We start from the raw sequence: 2,540 nt of genomic DNA on the forward strand, positions 1-2,540 counted from the left end.
GTCCTGCCCGGTGAGGCCGCGTTCATCATCGAGTGCAAGTACTCTCCGAACCCCGACTACGTGGGACGAACGGGTTTGGCGCAGACACTGCTGTACATGACCGACGTGGGCGCGACGATGGCCGCCGAGGTCGAGGGCGTCGTCATCGCACCGGACGGAGTGGTCGGCGACGCGACGTCGGCGAGCACGCCCGTCGGGCGGCTCGGTCTGGCCGCACCGTCTGAAGGTGTCCAACGCGCGGTCGAGTTCATGAGTGCCGTGGTCGATTGATCGACGGCTCGTGCGCAAACCCTCTCTCGCCGACCGACCCACACACGGCATGTGCGGACCCGACGTCCAGCTGTTCTGCAGTGCGTCGGGAGCGCCCGAACGGTAAGCTTGACTTACCTGCCCACCCCGGCGTTGTGGTTCACACGCGTGAAACACGCTGCGCGGCAGCCGAAACAATTGAAGGACGGGGAAACGTGATCGTCATCGAGACCGGCGCCGGGCTATGCCCCGAGTGCAAGGACCAGAAGCAATACCGCTACCAACTCGTCGACATGACGAACGCCGACTGTGCGCGCGCCGACAGGTTGTGGCTCTGCCCACTGCGTCACAGCGAACGTGACGTGGATGACCGCCAACGGCGCACCGCCAGCTGACCCCGGCCGCAGTTCCGGCGATCAGACGGCCGCCCCTGCGGCTGAGGCCATTTCACGTTTCACCGACGATGGGTGACCCCGGCGGTGGCCGATACCGCGAGCGTCTGCTCCCGCACCGGAACGTCCCCGAGCGCAGTGTCGATGGCCTCCAGGACATCTGGGGTGAGCTCGACGTCGGACGCCGCGGCGTTCGCATGGACCTGTTCGGGACGCGATGCGCCAGTGATGGCCGAGGCCACCTCGGAGCGCCGCAGCACCCATGCCAGCGCCAGGTCGGCGACCCCGATACCTGCTCCGTCGGCGACCGCGACGAGCCGCTGCACGGCCTCGAGCGCCGCGTCGCTATAGACGATTCCCATGGCGGAGTTCATCGCGTCGTTGGCGAACCGCGAGTCGGCGGGCAACGGCTGACCCGGCAGGTACTTCCCGGTCAGCACCCCCTGCGCCAGCGGGGACCAGACGATTTGGGAGATGTCGTTGGCGGCGCACAGCGGGAACACCTCGGCTTCTGGCGCCTGCCAGAGCATCGAGTACTGCGGCTGAGAGGAGACGAACAGGTCGGAGCCACCGATCTCGATGCCTGCGCGGATCTGTTCGGGCGTCCACTCGCTGAAACCGAGATAGCGGGCCTTGCCGGTCTCGACCACCTTCTGCAGTGCTTCGATCGTGTCCTCGATCGGCACGTTGGTATCGAATCGGTGCGCTTGGTAGAGGTCGACGTAGTCGGTGCGCAGTCGGGTCAGCGACGCGTCGATCTGTTTGGCGATCTGTTCACCGGACAGGCCCTGGTCGGTGTCGGACATCTTTCCCCACACCTTGGTGGCCAGCACGTAGGAGTCTCGCGGGCGGCCCGCGAGGATCTCGCCCCATGCGAGTTCGGCAGCGCCCTGGCCGTAGACGTTCGCGGTGTCGAAGAAGTTGATGCCTGCGTCGAACGCTGCGTCGGTGCACGCACGGGACTGCTCGGCCTGCACGCCGCCTGCGTACGTAAGCCAGGAGCCCAGAGAGATCTCCGAAACCTCGAGGTCTGAACTTCCGAGCTTGCGAAAGCGCATGACGCTGTCCTCCATTCACCGGGCGACCGTTCCCTCGACAGTAGTCGGCGATGAGTTTCGCCGGGTGCGGCAGTCTGTCCTGTCGTGACCAGAACCAATTTGTCGATGTCCATCTCCGCCGACGGCTACGTCGCGGGCCCGCACCAGAGCGAGGAGCATCCTCTTGGCGTCGGCGGAGGCGCGCTCCACGGCTGGCACCTCGGCCCCGCCAAGGACCATCCGGTGAATCGGCAGGTGATGTCCGACATGTTGGACGGCATGGGTGCGACGATCATGGGCCGCAACATGTTCGGCCCGATCCGCGGCAACTGGGGAGACTCGGATTGGAACGGGTGGTGGGGTGAGGTCCCACCGTATGGCTGCCCGGTGTTCGTCCTCACCCATCACCCGCGCGACGACGTCGAGATGCAAGGTGGCACCACCTTCCACTTCGTCACCGATGGAATCGAGAGTGCGCATGCCCGGGCTTTGGCGGTCGCCGACGGCAGGCCCATCTCCATCGCGGGAGGGGCCTCTTGCGCAAGGCAGGCGATCAAGGCCGGGCTCGTCGACGAGATCGACCTGCAGGTGAATCCGGTGATCCTCGGGGCCGGTGAGCGGCTGCTCGACGGTTTCGACGCCGGCGACCCCCAACTTGAACTGGTGCGCGTGCTCGAAGCCCCCGGCGTGGCCCACCTGCGCTACCGCGTCATTCGGTGACGGGCGGCCTGGCTTAAGTGCCGATCCGCGCATTTCCGTCATCGGCGCCACGTCGTCGGACGCTAGGATTCGCCCTGCCGTCGAAAACACGGCCCGGTCGGTAGTCCGGGCGGCGCATCGCGCTCGCCACACCCTTTAGGTG

General features: G+C 66.4%; 4 protein-coding genes. 3 read left to right on the forward strand and 1 reads right to left on the reverse strand.

Annotated elements, in window-relative coordinates:
• Positions 1-270: hypothetical protein (locus tag ACRDUX_RS28485; RefSeq protein WP_526418803.1), on the forward strand; the 270-nt coding region annotated here is incomplete at its 5' end.
• 194 nt (positions 271-464) lie between these two features.
• Positions 465-644, forward strand: a complete 180-nt coding sequence (locus ACRDUX_RS28490; RefSeq protein WP_526418805.1) for a hypothetical protein — start codon at positions 465-467, stop codon at positions 642-644.
• A 59-nt stretch (positions 645-703) separates the two neighbouring features.
• Here the strand turns inward: ACRDUX_RS28490 and ACRDUX_RS28495 are convergent, their stop codons facing one another.
• Positions 704-1,699 (reverse strand): aldo/keto reductase, encoded by a 996-nt coding sequence (locus ACRDUX_RS28495; RefSeq protein ID WP_526418807.1) that lies wholly within the window; start codon positions 1,697-1,699, stop codon positions 704-706.
• A gap of 84 nt (positions 1,700-1,783) precedes the next feature.
• Here ACRDUX_RS28495 and ACRDUX_RS28500 point away from each other — a divergent pair, with 84 nt between their 5' ends.
• Entirely contained in the window at positions 1,784-2,398 is a 615-nt protein-coding gene (locus ACRDUX_RS28500; protein WP_526418809.1) for a dihydrofolate reductase family protein, read from the forward strand.
• Positions 2,399-2,540 lie beyond the last annotated feature (142 nt).

This window comes from Mycobacterium sp. (assembly GCF_050701675.1).
In the GTDB taxonomy this organism is placed as follows: Bacteria; Actinomycetota; Actinomycetes; order Mycobacteriales; family Mycobacteriaceae; genus Mycobacterium.

Excerpts from the sequence above, each read along its gene's own strand:
- ACRDUX_RS28495 (WP_526418807.1), bottom strand. The coding sequence starts at position 1,699 with ATGCGCTTTCGCAAGCTCGGAAGTTCAGACCTCGAGGTTTCGGAGATC.